Source organism: bacterium (assembly GCA_040755755.1).
GTDB lineage: Bacteria > SZUA-182 > SZUA-182 > DTGQ01 > DTGQ01 > DTGQ01.
The window spans coordinates 17,338-34,924 of sequence record JBFLZW010000079.1 but is presented as its reverse complement, the minus strand read 5'-3'; the positions used below and the strand labels follow the sequence as shown (position 1 = coordinate 34,924).

Annotated in this window: 12 protein-coding genes; 6 read left to right on the top strand and 6 right to left on the bottom strand. The window is 49.2% G+C overall.

Features of this window, described 5'->3' with window-relative positions; all coding sequences use genetic code 11:
- The first annotated feature begins 104 nt into the window (after window positions 1-104).
- Together AB1611_21040 and AB1611_21035 are read left to right on the top strand one after the other, a co-directional pair.
- Window positions 105-1,217 carry an AI-2E family transporter gene (locus AB1611_21040; protein ID MEW6382069.1) on the top strand — a complete coding sequence of 371 codons (1,113 nt, stop codon included), beginning with the start codon at window positions 105-107 and terminating at the stop codon, window positions 1,215-1,217.
- Window positions 1,218-1,415: 198 nt separating this feature from the next.
- A complete protein-coding gene (locus AB1611_21035) occupies window positions 1,416-2,936 on the top strand; it encodes an OmpA family protein (GenBank protein ID MEW6382068.1) in 1,521 nt (506 codons plus the stop codon).
- Window positions 2,937-3,218: 282 nt separating this feature from the next.
- Here AB1611_21035 and AB1611_21030 read toward each other — a convergent pair whose 3' ends face one another.
- The 4 genes from AB1611_21030 to rpsT form a co-directional block, all read right to left on the bottom strand.
- On the bottom strand, window positions 3,219-3,743 hold the full coding sequence (locus AB1611_21030; protein ID MEW6382067.1) for a hypothetical protein: 525 nt from the start codon (window positions 3,741-3,743) through the stop codon (window positions 3,219-3,221).
- 341 nt (window positions 3,744-4,084) lie between these two features.
- Complete coding sequence (locus AB1611_21025) at window positions 4,085-4,882, bottom strand: PTS sugar transporter subunit IIA (GenBank protein ID MEW6382066.1); 798 nt, start codon at window positions 4,880-4,882, stop codon at window positions 4,085-4,087.
- Window positions 4,883-5,386: 504 nt separating this feature from the next.
- On the bottom strand, window positions 5,387-6,058 hold the full coding sequence (locus tag AB1611_21020; GenBank protein MEW6382065.1) for a hypothetical protein: 672 nt from the start codon (window positions 6,056-6,058) through the stop codon (window positions 5,387-5,389).
- A 779-nt stretch (window positions 6,059-6,837) separates the two neighbouring features.
- Window positions 6,838-7,113: a 30S ribosomal protein S20 gene (gene rpsT / locus AB1611_21015; GenBank protein MEW6382064.1), complete on the bottom strand. Its 276-nt coding sequence runs from the start codon at window positions 7,111-7,113 to the stop codon at window positions 6,838-6,840.
- A gap of 253 nt (window positions 7,114-7,366) precedes the next feature.
- On the opposite strand from rpsT, the gene murJ reads away from it, so the two are divergent.
- Window positions 7,367-8,959: a murein biosynthesis integral membrane protein MurJ gene (murJ, locus tag AB1611_21010; protein ID MEW6382063.1), complete on the top strand. Its 1,593-nt coding sequence runs from the start codon at window positions 7,367-7,369 to the stop codon at window positions 8,957-8,959.
- Window positions 8,960-9,435: 476 nt separating this feature from the next.
- Window positions 9,436-9,756 carry a DUF3467 domain-containing protein gene (locus tag AB1611_21005; protein ID MEW6382062.1) on the top strand — a complete coding sequence of 107 codons (321 nt, stop codon included), beginning with the start codon at window positions 9,436-9,438 and terminating at the stop codon, window positions 9,754-9,756.
- A 49-nt stretch (window positions 9,757-9,805) separates the two neighbouring features.
- Here AB1611_21005 and AB1611_21000 read toward each other — a convergent pair whose 3' ends face one another.
- Complete coding sequence (locus AB1611_21000) at window positions 9,806-10,210, bottom strand: hypothetical protein (protein ID MEW6382061.1); 405 nt, start codon at window positions 10,208-10,210, stop codon at window positions 9,806-9,808.
- 495 nt (window positions 10,211-10,705) lie between these two features.
- Here AB1611_21000 and AB1611_20995 point away from each other — a divergent pair, with 495 nt between their 5' ends.
- Window positions 10,706-11,365, top strand: a complete 660-nt coding sequence (locus AB1611_20995) for an OmpA family protein (protein ID MEW6382060.1) — start codon at window positions 10,706-10,708, stop codon at window positions 11,363-11,365.
- Between the two features lie 177 nt (window positions 11,366-11,542).
- On the opposite strand, the gene AB1611_20990 is transcribed toward AB1611_20995, so the two are convergent.
- Window positions 11,543-15,136, bottom strand: coding sequence for a MopE-related protein (locus AB1611_20990; protein ID MEW6382059.1), 3,594 nt, complete (start codon window positions 15,134-15,136; stop codon window positions 11,543-11,545).
- Window positions 15,137-15,946: 810 nt separating this feature from the next.
- Here AB1611_20990 and AB1611_20985 point away from each other — a divergent pair.
- Entirely contained in the window at window positions 15,947-17,566 is a 1,620-nt protein-coding gene (locus tag AB1611_20985; GenBank protein ID MEW6382058.1) for a PQQ-binding-like beta-propeller repeat protein, read from the top strand.
- Window positions 17,567-17,587 lie beyond the last annotated feature (21 nt).

Sequence of the window (17,587 nt, the reverse complement as noted above, 5' to 3'; positions counted from 1 at the left end):
AGCGGCTATAGGGTGAAAGTCATTGTCGGCCCATTACACATATACAGGACAGACACAACCTGCTGCAAGTCAGCACACAGCAGCACAGCAGCCTTATCGAGGTCATGAAAAACGAAAAAAAACCGCCGGATCGAAAGCCCATCCAATGGTTTCTTCTTTTCATGCTTGCAGGAAGTCTGCTCCTGACATGCTCCATAGCCAGAGTCTACCTCCATCCCCTGATATTGGCCATACTTCTGGCCTCAATATTTTATCCGGTCCATGAGCGGATAACCAAAATTTTCCGGGGGAGAAGGAATCTGTCTGCCCTTGCCTCCTGCCTGCTGGTCATCCTGCTGATCGTGCTTCCCCTGTTGCTTTTGCTCTTTGGCATGGTCAGTCAGGGAGTGCGTTCGGTAAACGCTGTCCGTGGGTGGCTTGAGCAGGGAAACCTGCAAAACATTCTTCAATCCGGGTACATGATGCACCTTCGCCGTCTGGGGAGCCGATACCTGACCTTTTTAAACCTGGAAGTCGGCCGCCTCCAGGAGTGGGGGATCAGAGGCAGCCAGTATATCGGGCAGTTTCTGCTGACCAGAGGTGGAGAACTGGTCTCTGACTTTGGTTCCCTCGTTATCCAGTTCGGGATCATGATTTTTATCCTTTTCTACCTGCTGCGGGATGGGAAAAAGTGGCTGGATCGCTTCCTTCATCTCATCCCTCTGACCAGGAATCAGGAAGTCATTTTAATCGACCGGCTCAAGGCCATAGCCCGCTCAGCCCTGGTCGGGACAGTGCTGACCGCTCTGGCTCAAGGGATTGTGGGCGGTGTCGGCCTGTGGATAGTCGGCATCCCTCCTCTGTTCTGGGGAAGCCTGATAGCTGCAGCCTCTCTTATTCCTCTGGTGGGAACCGGCCTGGTCTGGGTGCCAGCGGTTTCTTATCTTTTCATTATCCAAAGACCCGGACGGGCGATCTTTCTGGCTGTCTACAGCATCGCCATCCTGGGTACTATCGACAACTTCCTGCGCCCCTATCTGATGCATAAGCAAAAGGGCATTGCCCTCTCCCCATTGCTGGTTTTTCTGGCCATCTTTGGTGGAATCCGCACCTTTGGCCTGCCAGGTGTTCTCTATGGACCATTGATTTTTGGCCTGCTGTCCTCCCTTTTGCATCTCTACGAAGTTGAGTTCTCCTCCCTGCTCGATCATGAGGATAAATCTCCTTCCAGCCGGTGATAAAAGAAGTCATCAGCTCGAATTTGCCAGTTTTCAATTTTACTGACCACTTTTTAACGGCAAATCTACACATAAAATTAATACGTTTATTGCAAGAATAATACATTTCCTCCTGACCTACCGATAGATGATTAGAATCACAAGGGAGAAGAATAGACGCATATAACTGGTTGAAGATATAAAATGGGGGAATTAAAAATGGAAAGACAGAGTTTTCGAGTTATGCAATACCTGAGCATTGGAATTCTCCTCATCATGTCCTTTGCCTGTACAAGGCTGCCGGCCAGGACAGAGCTTGGGGAGCCGAAAAGTGAGCTTTTTTATCCAGCCAAGAGCATGCTGGATCAGGCTGCTTCAGAGCGGGCTGATGAGTTTGCTCCCGAAATATACCGGAAAGCGACAAAAGAATACTTTACAGCGGAAGACAAATTTGAAAAGGGAAAATCCAAGACCGATATCCAGAAGCATTTACAGGAGTCGGAAAAACTGGCCAGAAAAGCCATTGATACCGCACAATCCATGCAGAGCAACTTTCCGGACATGATCGCCAGCCGGGACAAGGCCATTGCCGCCCAGGCGCATAAAATGGATCTGACTGCTTATAAAAAGGCGGATAAATCCTTTTTAGATGCAGCCTCTCAGGTGGAAAAGGGGAAGATGGGCAATGCCCGCGAGAAAGCCCAGGAGGCCACCGGCAACTATCGTCTGGCCGAGCTTCAGGCCATTCAGCACAAGGTGGTCGGAGGATTGGATAAACAGATCAGGGAAATTGAAAAAGAGGGTGCTCATAAGTGGGCTCCGGAGACTTACAAGTCAGCCGTCAAATATCGTGATGAGGCCATGCAGTCCCTGGCCCAGGACCGCTATAATGAGCAACTGGCCATGCAGAAGGTGAATGAAGGCGAGTACCAGGCCCGCAAAGCCAGATTCCTGGCCCAGAAGGTTAAGGACTTCAGGGGAGACAGAGCCAATTATGAGAAGCTCTTCCTGCAAAGGGAGGCTGATCTCAACAAGATTGCCTCCAGCCTGGGAGTGAAGCCTGAATTTGACAAAGGCTTTTCGGTAGCGGTTGCCGAAATCGATCAGGCCATCAATGAGTTAAAGCAGCAGGAAGAGGCGTATAATCAGACACTCAGCTCCAAGGAGCAGGCGCTGGCAAGGGCCCAGCAGCAAATCAAGGAGGCCGAGCAGGCCAGGCTTCAGGCTGAGGCCAGGATCAGAGAGGCGGAAGAGTCCAAAAAGAGAATTTCTACCGAGCTCGAGCTCACCGGAGCCGCACTCGAGGCAAGAAGGGCAGCGGAAGAAAAGGTGAAAGCGCTCCAAAAGATATTTCCACCCCAGCAGCAGGCTGAAGTCAAGCTGGACCCGTCAAACAATATCACCATTGTACTTCGCAGTATCAATTTCGACAGCGGACGGTCCAGCTTGAAGCCGGAGCATTACCAGACCCTGGCCAGCGTCAAACAGGCTGCAGATATGTTTCCCGATCGGAAGATGATCATTTCCGGTCACACTGACTTTACCGGCAGCAGCGACTTTAATAGAAAGCTATCCCAGGAAAGAGCCAGGTCGGTGATGGAATACCTGAGATCGCTGGGTGTGGACGCCAACCGGATGGAGGCCATTGGCGCTGGTGAAACAAAGCCGATTGCCTCCAATGTTACGGCTGAGGGAAGAAGAATGAACCGTCGGATTGAAGTAACCATTCTGGCCCCGTAATTACTATGGATGGTTAGTTGTTGTTATAATTAAGGATGATCGATTGGCCGGCCGGCCCAGGTAAACACAGGGGGGAAAAGGAAAGGGGCCTGATCCCCCCTGTGTGGCGTTGTTGCCAGGTTCAACATTTTACGGATAAGTTATACTATAAACGGCTTGGAACTGAACTTTTTCAGAGGAGCCAGGAGTCAGGAGTCAGAATTCAGAAGAAGGTATTGGCTCCTGGCTCCTGGCTCCTGAGCAAAAAGTTCAATATTCACCCGTTCGCAGTATAACCTTCCATCAGGTTACGATAATAGAAGGTGTGGTTGCTGGAGCTGTTGGTGTAACTGCTGGTGTGGTGACTGTGGCCGGGGGGGTTCCGAAAGTCGTGGTGATGCTCGTTGTTCCCCAGTTTCCCAGCAGGCCGCTGAGACCAGCGAGAGCGCCCAAGCCCAGTAAGCCCGGCATGCCTCCCAGCAGGCCGCCATAAAGGCCCATACCATAGAGGCCGAGGCCCAGGGGATCTCCAAGGCCGTAGAGGCCCATACCGTAAAGGCCGCCATAGAGGCCCAGTCCATAGAGGCCCAGTCCGTAGAGGCCCAGTCCGTAGAGCCCGCCATAGAGGCCCATGCCGTAAAGGCCGCCATAGAGGCCCAGTCCATAGAGGCCCAGTCCGTAGAGCCCGCCATAATATCCCAGGCCGCCATAAAGGCCATACAGGCCGCCAAGGCCATAGTAGGCTTCCGAGGTCTTCGGAGTTGCAGTGGAAAAGATAAGGCAAGCTAAGAGGGCAATAAAAATACCGAGAATTTTTTTGGACGTCATGATCTTACTCCTCATATAACCAGGCATTAGTAAATAATGAGAAAAAGATATGGCAAAAACAGAACGATGCGTGTTTTTCTGCTTTGCCCACCACCTCCTTCCGGACAGAAATACCCCTTGCCGGTAAACATGAGGTTTACCGGCAAGGGGAGTGTTAGCCATGTCTGAAGGTCGTGATTTTTGCAAAAATCACGACTGCACACCAGGAGGAAGAACCAGCCTGCTTCACGAGGGAGCCATCTCCAGGAGTAATCCTGGAAGGAAAACAGCGGCGGAGCTTAACAACAGTCAATAGTCAATTTATCGATAACGAGAGCTCGAAACCATACTACTGGCCAGGATCAATCGACAATGTACCTCCCGCACTTCGGACACACGAAAATATCATTACTGTTATGTACCGTAGCCGCGAGTGAAGTGGACAATTTAATCATGCAGCCCTGGCATACTCCATCTTTAATTTTAAAAACTCCGGCCCCGAATTTCTCGGTCAGCCGATCGAATCGGGCTACAATCGACTGGTCCAATTCTTCCCGGATAAGCTTGATCTCTCTTTCAATTTGAGACCTTTCCACTCCGGGGCCGATACCTTTCAGCAGATTCATCAGTGTCTGGAGCTTCCAGAGCAGTTTGGCCCCCTGGATATTAGCGTGATCAGGGGAAATCTGCAATTCGACCTGCGAAAAAATCTGGGCTACCTGCTCATAGGACTGGACTTCGAGGAGTTTTTCTTTCATTCCGGGATTTCCCAGCAGGAATCTGGCCAGACCGCCAAACAGGTGATTAAAGAGGCCGGGGACATTCGGTTTCCAGATAATCAAGAGAATAACATGGACCGGTTTATCATCGATTGCATTAAAATCAATGCCGTCTCTGGCTATTCCGAGGCAGATAATCGGTCCGTCCTGTGTTTTTATCCTGGCATGCGGGAAAGCAAAACCATTCCCTACCCCTGTTGACGACAGGGACTCTCTGTCCAGTATCCTTTCCAAAACATCTTTGTTCCCTTCAAAGTCATGGAACTGATAAACACAGTCAACCATTTCTTTTAAGGCGGATGTCTTCTCCCTACCCCGGAGATTGAAAATTACCATCTTAGGATCGATCAGCTCAGATAATTTAGTATGATTTAAGAACAATTGCCCGGCATTCAAATCGTTTACCTCACCTTATGTTAAGTTACTCATAGAATCGTTTCTATTAAACTCAAGGTTTATATTGAACCCTTTCATGGATTAACGGATAAAAAGATACAGGCAAGTTTTGAAAGATATTGAGTTTTCGGTCGAAGATTAGCTGTATGGTATGTTCTTTGAATATTGACATACAACACTGCCATATAAGCCATAAAGATGGGTTCAAAAGCTTTCCAGGATGTTTAAGCTGTTTTCTATTCTATTAATGAATTACAGTTTAAATCTCTACTCCTTCACAATATATCACGAAACAGGGTGAATGAGCAAATTTTTTAGGAAAAAATGTGAGAAAACAGTCACCTTGGGTTTGAGAGCTATGGGAATGGGTTCCTCTGGAAAAGCCGGGGGGAAAGGAGGAGGGGAACTATTAAAATAATCAGGGGGATACCCTGGTATGGATATCCCCCCTGCGCTCTGCAAATGGAGAACATTAAGGCAGATAGCCGCTTAGAAAATTACGCTTCCCGGAGCACCGGTCGAAGTTGTCGCAGGAGTGAACAGACTCGGGAAAAGCTGATTATAGAGGCCAGCCACGCCAAGCAGTGGAGCAATCTGCATAAAGGGTATCTGGTAATTTACGCCGGTACCCGTCTCGACTGTGTAGTACAGGTTGTTGATTCCAAAAGGACTGCCATAGCCGTACATGCTTCCATAGAGACCACCATAGAGACCACCATAGAGGCCACCATACAGGCCATATCCACCATACAGGCTGCTGCCATATAATCCATAAAGGCCACCGTACAGGCTGCCGCCGTACAGTCCGTAGATGCCATAACCGCCATAGAGGCTGCCGAGGCCATAATAGCCGCCATAGAGGCCACTGCCGTACAGTCCGTAGCTGCCATAGCCACCGTAGAGGCTGCCGAGGCCATAATAGCCGCTATACAGACCGCTGCCATAGAGTCCATAAGCTCCATAGAGACTGCTGCCATACAGGCCATATCCGCCGTACAGACCGCTGCCATATAAGCTGCCGTAAAGGAGCTGCTGATCTTCTCTCACAATCTCGGTGTTACTTTCTTCCTGGGCCTTAACTCCGGGCACTGCAACTAACGACCCGATAACAAACAGAGTAATGACAGCCGTGGCAGCTTTCAATAACCAATTCTTTCTCATGATCTCTCTCCTTACATGTAATAACAATTAGATTTTTGTGAATTTCGATAAGATAACTGAATTCTCACAGAGCTTAAAGACCAAACGTTACTGCAATCACCTCCTTCTGATTACCCTCGTCAAGCTCAGATTGTATATTCTCTTTTTAGCTGCTCGGGTGGCTGAACCTGGAGGCCGAAAGGCTGTACGCGATCCCCTGGTTGAGTCTAACCGGCCGCGGATTTGCCATGTCGTGTACCAAACCTTCGTGAGGCTGACAGCAGAGAGCCCCTCTGACAGTTGTATTATCTCCTTTCCAGTCTCAATACCTGTCCTCTCTACCTGAGTAGGTACTTTTCTCCCTGTAGCTGAAAAGCGTATAAATCAGGCAAGAACATCGCGCCGCTGAATTAAGAAGCTTATCTTCCCCATGATTCCGGATTCCCTCATCTTGCGGGGTCTGGCGGCGGGCATAAAAAGACACCTCTATCCCTATGAAAAAATAGGAATAAGCCTATTATATATTTACCTGGATAAGATTATATGGAATAATTTTTAGGAGGGAAATCGCCCTCTTCAATAAGACCACCCATCCTGAGCATCATCGGCGGATGGTCTCATTGGTATTCAGGCCTTCTTGGTCCCCCAACTCCCATAATTAAATCTCGTTGCGCGTCTTCCCGAAAATTTTCAGGCAGCTTTCAGCTTCGAGAGAATAAAACTCACCTCTGATCTTTTTTATCCGGGCTCTGCTGATTGCCCAGTCTTTTGGGTTTCATCGGCGAGTTTTACTCGCAGATTTAACTTTTAGACGGAGCCAGGGCATTAATCTTACGCATAAGTTGGGATTTTTTTCTGGCTGCATTATTTTTGTGAATAATATTTTTTGCAACCGCCCGGTCAATGGCAGAGATTGCTTCTTGTAACGTAGCTTGTGCCTGGCTGACATTGTTATCAGCAACTGAGGTTAAAACCTTTTTAATGGTAGTACGTAAATTAGACCGTCGGCTGCGGTTTCTTAAAGCTCTGATTTTATCCTGTCGTGTTCTTTTTTTTACTGATAGATGCTCTGCCATTTTTTACTCCTTGTATGAATAAGATTAATTAAGGGTTTATTTCCCAAGGGAAATTAGGTACAATAGGTTTTCATTCTTCTGACTGATGCAGCATTTTCCCCCTGCAATCACAATCAGAGAAACCAGAGGAGAATCCAGAATACAAAGTTATTATTATACCAGCAATTTTGTCGCATCACAACCACTTTTTCGCTCAAACTTGCTAACTTACTGACCGATAGCTGGCGCAAATCAGTAACAAATACGAAAGGTAATGTCTAACTACGTGGCAACGTCAGGAGAGCAATCCCAGGTTACCCATAAAAATCTGATTGTCTCAGCAGGAATCATCAGCGGAGCTACCTTCTGCAGCCGTATCCTTGGATTCCTGAGAGATATGGTTATGGCCAATATGTTTGGAGCGGAAATGGTCACCGATGCCTTCCTGGTTGCCTTTCGCTTCCCGGACCTCCTTCGCCGCCTTATGGGGGAGGGGGCTTTAAGCTCTTCCTTTATTCCTGTTTTTACCGAATACCTTCATAGGAAAGGGCAGCCGGAGAGCTGGAATCTGGCCAACAAGGTGATCAGCCTGGTATTAATCGCCCTGACAATCATAGTAGCCCTCTCCCTCCTGTTCGCTCCCTGGATCGTCATGATTTGTGCTCCGGCATACCGGAAATCTCCCCGGCAGTTTTACCTGACCACGCTCCTGACCAGGGTGCTTTTTCCCTATATTTTTTTTATTGGCCTCGGCTCCCTCGCTATGGGTATTCTGAATTCTTTTAACCACTTTCTGATACCAGCCCTCTCCCCTGCGATTCTCAACATAGCTATCATCAGCAGTGCCTATTTCATCGCTCCCGGACTGAGGCAGCCGATTGTCGGTCTGGCCATCGGAGTGTTACTGGGGGGGATGCTCCAGCTTTTCTTTGAATTGCCCATTCTTATCCATAAGGGGATGAGATTCCGGTTTACCGTGGATCTTCAGCATGAGGGACTGCGCCGGATCGGCATCCTGATGTTGCCCTCCACTGTCGGATTGGCGGTAGCAGAGATCAACAGCATGGTCGATACCCTGTGCGCGACTTTCCTGCCGGAAGGAAGTGTATCCTATCTTTACTACAGCAACCGCCTGATTCAATTCCCTCTCGGATTGTTTGGTATAGCTATCGGTACGGCTATTCTGCCGACTTTGTCGGGGCAGGCAGCCCGTGGAGAGATACATGCCGTGAAGGGAACATTTTCCTTTGGCCTGCGCCTGGTAATGTTCATCACGCTTCCGGCAACTTTTGGCCTGATTATTTGCCGCCGGATGATCATCAGTGTTCTGTTTCAACGGGGAGCTTTCACGAGTGGGGCAGCTCAGGCCACAGCTACGGCTCTTCTCATGTATGCGGTTGGCCTTTTTGCCTATGCAGCGGTAAAGGTTATTGTCCCGGTGTTTTACTCCTTCCAGGATACAAAAGCGCCGGTCAAGGCTGCCGTTATCAGTTTGATCTTTAATATTTTTTTAAATATCATCCTGATGTGGCCGCTCAAGCACGGAGGATTGGCTCTGTCCACCTCCCTGTCTTCAATCCTGCATTTGCTGCTGCTCTTTTACTACCTCAGGAAAAAAATGGGACCGCTGGGCGGGCGGAAATTGCTTTTTTCGTGCCTCAAGATAACTGCAGCCAGCATCCTGACCGGAGCAGGTATCTGGGTCATGGTCTGGCAGAGCAACTTCACCGCCCTGTCCCGCACCTCCTGCACCCTTGCCCTGATGATTATCATTTTTGCCGGTATCCTCCTTTATGCCGGTATTTCGTATCTTATGGGAAGCCCTGAGATAGCTTTTCTGGTTGATGCTTTTTGGAAGAAAAGCTAGCCTGGGGATAAAAGTCAGCTCAGGCAACTTGCCGATGGTTCCCCATCTTCTCATATTCGTTCCTCTGCCTTCCCGGGTATTTTATAATGAAATCTTACCATAACCGCGTGAAGTAAGCAAATCCTGGAAGTCCAGCCAGATGTTCTTCATGAAATATCTCCTGGATTGAAAAAGATGGCCAGCCAGGTACAAATAAGATTTTATCATTTGTTCGGATTGTGCTATAAGGTATATGCAAAGATGGGGAGAGTTACTGACTCTCCATTAAACCTACTCTCTACCGGACACTTTTGAGGTAACAACCGTGAATGAACGCGAATGAACGCGAACTGAACAAAGAGGACTCGATAATGAAGGCAAATCAAAAGAATTTATTAGCGTCTATTCGTGTGCATTCGCGGTTGATTACAGGAATTGAAAAAAAAGTGTCCGGTAGCGAATAAACCTAATACCTTTAACAAGGAGAAATGTGAGAAATGAATCAGGAAGAGAGTGTCAAATCCAAGAATCAGCCGCGAATTTCCCTGAGCATCAGCGAGGAAATTGAAAGAGGCCTTTATGTAAACCAGGCCATTATCGTCCATTCTCAGAAGGAATTTATCATTGACCTGGGATTTTTAGCTCCTCCGGGAAATAAAATCAAAGTTCAGACCCGGGTTATCACGAACCCCATTGATGCCAAAATCATCTACCTGTCTTTAAAAGAAAATATTGAAAAGTATGAGCAGAGATTCGGCACGATTCCGGTTCAGGTTCAGAAATTACCCTCTGGGGAAGGGCCGCTTCCTATTCATTAACCATGGACATAGATCAGGAAACAGAAAAAAAGGAAATGCACAGAGGGACTTACGGCGTCTGCCTGGGCTTTCTGGACTCGAATATCCTGACGATTACGTAGGCAATAAGTGCAAAGGCAAAAAATACGAGCAACATCCAGGCAATCCCCTGGAGTGTTTCGATCACGGTCCGGTAAACCTCCAGAATCCACCGGTCGGTAGTCAGCTCGACGATTCTCGGGTTCTTGGCATATTGAGGCGGAGTGATATACTTTTCAAGCTCCCAGATCCGTACTCCGCTGGAGATACCAACAACGTAAATGGCAAATTTTAAATATTTCAGCCAGGCTCCTCTGATTTCCTCAGCAATGATCCGCCTCAGGATGTTGTCCACAGGCCCGGTAAACATCCTGGCAACGATAAACGAAACAAGGAGGGCGATAAAAAATGTAACTGCCAATAAGGTAACAAACATTGCGTTTTTCTTCTCATCTATAATCCATAACCAGGATATCAGGATTAGAGAGCATTTTCAACGAAATTCACCAAGCAGCAGCCATTTTCATGAGGGCTGTCCGCCTGATAACTTGTTTTGGAAGGAGAACCATATTCCCGATAATTGAGAGGGATCGGGTCGATAAGGTTAATATCTGAGCAATCAAGGTTATCTAATACCGCCGTGTATCATTCGTACTGTGATGTTCACAATGGCAGGATACGTTTTTTGATATGGATAAGCTCTGGATAATGCCTCACCGATGCAGGACCTCTCACGATGCTCCGCTCCGGATCAACCCTATGATATGGAAACCATGCATAAAGCACGTTCCGTAAGCTGCACTATGGTGAGGAACTGCTGACTGGATGAAAAGACCGCAACTGAATTAGCAAGCGGGGAGTTACCACGGCGCAAGAACACCGGGAGTTGCTCTCCAGGCCCTTAAAACTTATACTTAAAGGAGGTTGACTCATGAAAAGGATCACAGCTTTTCTGGTAACGGTAGTATTTTTAGCCGGTTCTTGTTACTTAAGCGGTTGTGCGGCCAGCAATATGGCAAAAGGCACAGGAATCGGCGCAGCAACAGGTGCCGCACTGGGCGGGATCATCGGGCATCAGTCAGGACATGGAGCTCAAGGCGCCATCATAGGAGGGGTAGCCGGTGGTGCTCTGGGTGCCCTCATCGGTAAGCGTCTGGATAACCAGAAGCAGGAACTGGCAAAGGTTCCCGGAATGCAGAATGTTCAGGTCGATGAACAGGCACAGAAAATCGACGCGACTATCCAGATACTGTTTAACACAAATAGTGATCAGATTCAGGCAGGTGAAGCCATCAAGCTTGATCAACTGGCAGCAGTTTTTGCCAAATATCCGGAAAACATCGTAGTGATCGAAGGGCATACCGACAGTGATGGTTCAGAGGATTATAACCAGAAACTTTCGGAGAAAAGAGCCCGGTCAGTAGAAAACTACCTCAGAGGCAAGCAGCTTAATATATCAAGCCTCAGTTCCGTAGGGTATGGCGAATCAAGGCCGGTCTCATCGAATGACACCCCGGCAGGAAAAGCGGCTAACCGCCGTGTAGAGCTGAAAATTTCCGTTGATCCAAACAGAGTTCCACAGCAAGGCTGAAAAAGCGGCTAACTAATACTACAACGAGACGTTCACTTAATGAAAGAGGAAAAAGTCTCGTTGTAATACTAAGGTAACTCGAAAACAATCACCCGGCCAATGCAAGGGCATTGGCCGGGTGATTGCCTGTAACACTATCTTCAGACCCTGACAGGTTCTAACCGCATCCTGTTTAACCTAATCCAGACAGGAAGGTTGACCCAGATACTTCTTAAACAGGCAGAGGGCGTCCGCCGGGGAATACGTGCCATCCTGATTGACATCGACACATTCCTGGCATTGGACTAATCCCAGATAACACTGGAATGCAATCAGCGCATCCTTGGGAGTGATTGCCCCATCTGCGTTCAGGTCTCCGGTGCAGATATTGGTTCTGATACAGAAACAGCCATGACTGGAGGAAAGCCCGGTCAGCTCATCGGCCAGTTTTTCCAGGCCGAGGAGGTAGCACATATTTTCCGTCCCTCCGGTTACCTTAAATTTCAGCCAGACAATATACCCGCTTGCTTTCTTGGGAATACCGCTGGCGGTAGATATCCCGGCGATTCTGAGCCGGCCAGGGTTGACCTTGCTGACATCAAACATATTGAATGAAGTAACGAGATCTCCCCGCTCATAGGCAAGATACTCCAGGACAGTCGGATCATAAGTAAATTCAAACCCAAGGCTGCTGATTTGACGGGAAGCGGACTGGATCCTCACCGGAATCCGGACTTCTCCCTCCTTTTTGCCTTCGACACCGGGCACGTCCAGTTCTCCTGAATCACTTTCCTGGCACAGTTGGGGTCCGGGACAGCCGACCCATTGACCATTCAGGCACGTGGCCCTGGTTTTTCCATCAGAGCAGAGTTTTGTAAGGTCCTCGTCGATCTTGCCATCGCAGTCATTGTCCTTGCCATCGCACACTTCGGCCTGGGGCTGGGGGGCAGTGCATCCGACCCATTGACCCCTCTGACAAACCTCCGTGCCGCTCCCGCAGGCAGTGGAGCAGGCTCTTACCAGGTCTTCGTCGATCTTGCCATCGCAGTCATTGTCCTTGCCATCGCACACTTCGGCCTGGGGCTGGGGGGCAGTGCAGCCGACCCATTTGCCCTTCTGACAGACTTCCGTGCCGCTCCCGCAGGCAGTGGAGCAGGCTCTGACCAGGTCCTCATCTATTTTGCCGTCACCATCGTTGTCCCTGCCATCGCAGATTTCCCGGTTGACACCAGGAATTATCTCTGCGTAGCCGCTTTTGGTGAGAACCGTATTGCCGAACTGAACAGAAAGGTCCCGTTTCCCTAACAATGCGTTTTGACTGACGATAAATTCAACCAGATACTTATTTTCCCTGGTACGATCCGCGGTAATGCTTCCCACCTTTATCCCCTGGCCAAGGTTGATTCTCAGGCTTTCCGCACCGGGAGATGCATTACCGATGGTAATCCATTCCTGGTAACGTTTTCCCTGTTCCATAATGATACTCTTATCCAGTTTGATACTGAGATAGGGCTGATAACTGGTTTGCGTCAGGCCCCCGGCGACTTCCGCATAGGCATCGAATTTGGATGGCTTAAAGCTTTTCAGGATCGCCTTATAGTCTGTTCCGTATTCATATTCCGTATTCGGAGCTGGAACCGAGGATTCCGTAACCGCAAAACTGGTCTTGATCGTAAACCGGCTGATTACCCGCCGGAAGTAAGCAGTTGCGAAGGTTGATGAAGTAATGACCAGCTTTGAGGTATCGAGAATGCCGGTGTAGATACCATCCTGAGAAATTTTATCCCCATTTTTACCGCTATCAGACATCTCGATGGTGCCTACCTGGACGCCATTCGGGTCATAGATGCGGGATACGGCATTTGCTTTGGTTAAAAGGTATTTATTGGAAACCGAAGCATAAACCGGCACTTTGGGGTAATCCTTCCCAACATGGATCAAAGGTTTGTCAAGCCAGACCTGAGCATTGATGTCCGGATTATCGATATAGGCTAAAAGATATACTCTCCCCTGACTCACTGACGGTCCCGCGTATGCGGCCGTTGTTCCTGTCTGCCGGGTTCCCATGATATTCACGGTCCACTGACCTGACTGAGGACTTTTCGCCTTCTTCCCTAAGAACCGCCCCTTGCTCTGGGTATTGTCGAGGCTGCTGGTATAGGTGCTGGTTCCAGGCGGGTTGGCCATACTGAAGGAATACCGCTGTACATTAACGCTTTCCGGAAACAGGTAAAACTTTACATCTTTTGAATTTTCAGGAACCCTGAAGCTGACCGTGCTGTAGGAAATGTTATCATTCAGTGCCTTCCACTCGAGGGTTCCAAAATAATTGTACATGGCGGACCATCCGCGCTTTCTGGCTATCGATTTGACTATGCCCATTTTCAGATTCATCAGGCTCCCGTCATTCTCGGACATGATGACGTTGTCGCCGCTGGTTTCCGTGGAAATATTCTGCATGGTCGTCTCGTCCGCATCACCATAGGAGAAGGTGTGGATGACGACTCCGGCATCTCTGGCCCGCTCTACCTGGGTCCACAGGTCATCCCCGGTAGTCTGCTTTCCGTCGGACATCAGGAAGATTTCCGCCCCGGCGATATGGTCCGCTCCATGGGTGGCCTCAAAGGTGTCAAGAGCAGTTTCCAGGGCCAGGTGAATGTCGGTTAGACCTGTCGGATCGAGGAAATGGTCCAGAGTGCTGGCACTGTTGTAATGATCGTAACCGAAGAGCGTGTCAACCTCGTGATTGTAAGCGAAGGTGCCGATGTAATCGTCCGGCTCCGAGCTGTGATACAAAAACATGCCAGCCTCCTGAACATACTGACTGGCCGGAATGCCATACTCTTCATGGCTCATGCTGCCGGACCGGTCAAGGAGCAGGATTCTTCCCGGAACCGTGCCGTCATGCTCGACATATCTCAATTCGACTTCAGGCATGGTTGAAAAATCTATAACCGGTCTGACTCCATCGGTGTGGTGTCCGATCATGTCGGTATGATTCAGGCATGCAACTGCCCAGCCGTCGAGTGCATACAACTGATTGATCCAATTGTTGATCGGGCCGTCATTGTCAGGGTCTCCGTCGTCGAGCAGCGCCGGAGTCAGGGTTTGGGTCACCAGCGTCCCGGTATCAGGGTGCGTATATTCAATGGTGACCTCATGATCGGTATGGTCGCAGAACTGGTGAGGTGTATTGGCGTTCATAACCGTGACGGGGTCACCGACCGTTTCCCGGACATCAAAATTGGGGCCACCAGGAAAATGACCGGAATAATACCCGTAATCTTTGGCGTATTCATCGGAAAGACCATAGAAGTAATGCCCGAATTCATGGGAGGCCACATCGTGAATACTGGTCCTCCAGCCCCGGCGGATGTTCAGGTGATACAGCAGGCTGTTCGTCCATCCGCCTAGAGTTGCCGTAGAAGTCCCGGCACCCATATCCCAGCGGATATCCGCGCTTGCCCAGGCCCTGGCCTCATTGCTGATGAGGACTCGCCGGATGTATTGTTTCCCTTCGCTCATCTCAAAAACATGCTGAGCGAAGAGCCCAAGGTCATGCTCCAGTTTGTCCCTGGCCTGCCACTGATTCCCCTCATCATCAAGGATGGGGTGGCCATCGTTGTCAGTAACCATGTCACTGTCAAGATCACCGCTGTAGGAGAGGCTGACGGTGATGCCGCCGTCAGAACCCACACTGGCGGCATGGATGGACCGGGTAAGAAAAAAGGGAAGCAATACCGGTAGCAATAAGGTTAACGATACTCCTGTAAAGCTGATTTTTTTTAACATTTCTCATCTCCTCCTGTGAGATTTTGGGGGTTGATACAAGGGACATAAAGCAATTATCTTTTATCTTCAGGTGGAAGATACCGGGAGCAGGTGCGATCGAGCTTCAAGGATGGAACTAACGGGCGGTGGGTGAATAATGCCATCTCTTCCGGAACCCTATAGAATATTTTATATGCAGGATCTATGCCATTATATGGCCTACTCCCGATGGATAGTGAAGCAGCCAGGGGACTACCCCGCTAAGATATAAGTGCTATAAGTTATGTAAGTACCATAGAAATGACGTAAATATGCCGCTATCTTTCGGATGGTGATACAATTCGGCCAGGCAATGGAATTATTGTTGACATCGGATGTCAACTGGAGATGACTGAGTGTAAACTATGTATACAAAAAAATAGAGAGTTGAAGTTATCACATCTCTGTTCTATACTTTTATTCAGGCGTACTGTGAACGGGTGAATATTGAACTTTTTGCTCAGGAGTCAGAAGTCAGGAGCCAGGAGCCAGAAGAAGGTTCCCCCACTTATCGCTTGCGCTCTCCCAGGAGAATGATATCGCGAAGGTCCTCGCTGCTTTTTGCCTGCAACCATGCTCACTTATAACCTTATCTTACCTCTGCCGTGCAATAAAAAATGACCTTTTCAGGTATTGTTTTACCTGATTGAATGAAAGCTTGCCGGTATTCCCCCTGCTGCCTGACATCCGGAGCAGGCGTACAACTCGGCAAAAAAATTCGTTCAGCCGATTAATTACATAGTCAAGGTTTCAGGCAGGTATTGCATTTCAACAGGAAAAGGAAGGAGCCTTATGAAGAAGAAAACGGTTTTAATCCTGACTATGTCAGTCATTATTGGATGGCATCACGGTCCTGGCTTTGCGGGAGAATCCATCAACCTGCTGTCTGGACCAGAGGGCAATCTCAGCCAGGGTTCAAGTTCCTGGGAGCTTCCGGTTCAATATGCTCAGACATCCTGGCCTGCCATACACCGGGATTCGAGGAACTCGAACTACATCCCCTTTACCACAACCGCCCGGCTGAAACCAAAGTGGCTTGCTTTGGAGGGCGAGTATTCGGCAGTCATCACCCCTCCAGTGATTGGACCGGAAGGACATATCTATTTTACCACCGGGAAAGAAGAAAACTATGGGAATCTGCATGCTTTTGACTGGGAAGGAAATGAGCTGTGGCGAAACTATATGCTCGATGCCAGTGCCTTTTGCAGCTCTCCGCTGATAGATCGCAATGGTGATCTCTATATCGCTGATTTCGATGAATTTTTCAGTTTTCATGCTGATGGAAGCCTGAAATGGAAGTGCTCTGAGGTCAGCGGGCCTTTTGCCTCCGGGGTTTTCTCTCTGGATGGCCATGTTGTTGGTATAAACGCTTATGGGATGGTTTATGTACTTGACCCCGATGACGGTCACCTGGCAGCACCTCCCCTGGAGCTTCCCGGACAGCCGCCGGGGGAATTTTACAGGATCATCGCTCCCCGGGGATTATGGGAGGGGATGGTGAATGAGGATGGCCCGATATCGGTGAGTGATGCCTTTAATGGCCTTATGGGTTACCGGTTCAAAATCACGAATACTCCGGTAGTGAATCCGTCCAATGGTCGAATCTATATTCTTGGTACCGTGAAGTCTCCTGAGCGACCCAATACAGTACAGGGCAGGTTTTACGGTATAGATTTTATCCCCGGCCAGAGTAACCTCCCCGGCAAGTTGCGGCTGGCTTTTGAAACAAGGGTAACTGCGGGCAGCGGAGCAAGCCCGGTTATCTCGGCCGATGGATCGCATATCTATGTGCTTGATGGAGCAGGAACGTTACATGCTTTTGACAAAGAGGGAGAACGAATCTGGAGGCTCCACGTCGGCAATATGCCTGCCTCGCCAACCGTCGGTCCGGATGGAAAAATCTACTGCGTAAGTGGCAGCACGCTTTCGGCAATCAAAGATTTCGGGAATCTGGGAGCAATCGCCTGGAAGCTCGATCTTGCCCCGGCTGCTGAAGAGAACCTGCCTGTTTCACCTCCTGACTGGATCGAAGAATTTTCCCACCGGAAAGTCAAGCCTGTGATAAAATGCAACAGTGTCGTCTCCGCAAGCAGGAACTATCTGTATCTGACCCTGGGCGCGGGCTATGAGTTCAAGCGTGAGCGAGGCATCATGCTGTTTCTTCCCTTGAAATCCTTACTGGTAGTCGTAGCGCCACCCGGAACAGAGGGAAACCTCCGGCCTGCTGTAAGCTCGATCATAACTCTGCCTGATACCAATGAAGGCATTATCAGCCTTGATAAAAGCGGGGCAGTCTTTTGCTCGCATGCTTCTATCGCCACCTCGAGTGCCTATTTTTCCTCCCTGGAGATGGGCTTTGAATTTCCCAAACCAACCGGCGGGGTTACGGTCCTGATGCCAGAGGGACCCTAGGTCCCTCTGTTTGGGCTGCTT